This window comes from Pseudoalteromonas fuliginea (assembly GCF_000690055.1).
GTDB lineage: Bacteria > Pseudomonadota > Gammaproteobacteria > Enterobacterales > Alteromonadaceae > Pseudoalteromonas > Pseudoalteromonas fuliginea.
Map to the genome: position 1 here is coordinate 1 of NZ_JJNZ01000094.1, position 698 is coordinate 698.

Sequence of the window (698 nt, forward strand, 5' to 3'; positions counted from 1 at the left end):
CCAAAGGGTTTATGCGCATTCGCCACTATGGATTTTTAGCTAATGCGTGTCGCAAGCGAAAGTTAGGGTTAATAAAGGCTCAAGTATCAGCAACCCCATGCAAAGCGGTGAAGCAGAAGGTAGAGCAAGAACGATTAATACCCCATTGGCCTTGCCAGGCATGCAAGACGGGTACCTTACGATTTATTGGTGTGATGAATTTAGATGAGGCGACAAATAAAATAGCGCGAACGAGTTAGCAGCCTTGCTTGCTGCATCAAATTAATAAGTTAACCTGCTTAATTGCTCAGGCTAATAGCGGCTGTGCGAGCGAAAAATATCCTTGCTTAACGGTTAAACATTCGGTTTAATGAATAGATAATAAACGCTGAGCAATGCAGGGAAAGCTTAAATTATAATAGGTAAGCTTATTAAATTAGCTGATTTAGCTAGAGCCTCTAAAAAGCAAATTCCCATAGCATAAACAACACCAACTCTGACACACCGAGCAGGTAGCGCCTCAGTCCAACAAGCGATTATGCAACACAAACTGCGTGTCGCATAAATACTAAAGTGTTAGGGCGTTCATTATTATAAGTCCATAACCAATCGGTTGCTTTATCTTGTAACTCACTAATATCACTGTAGATATAATGACTTAGCCAGTCATACCTAACCGTGCGATTAAACCGCTCTACATAAGCATTTTGTTGCGGGTT

At 41.1% G+C, this 698-nt stretch carries 1 protein-coding gene and 1 pseudogene; one reads left to right on the forward strand and one right to left on the reverse strand.

Annotated features, from left to right (window positions below; translation table 11 throughout):
* Window positions 1–239: pseudogene (locus DC53_RS22435) on the forward strand (IS91 family transposase); the annotation flags it as partial.
* Between the two features lie 276 nt (window positions 240–515).
* On the opposite strand, the gene DC53_RS0120800 reads toward DC53_RS22435, so the two are convergent.
* On the reverse strand, window positions 516–698 hold a 183-nt coding region (locus DC53_RS0120800), incomplete at its 5' end, for an integrase core domain-containing protein (RefSeq protein WP_033032026.1).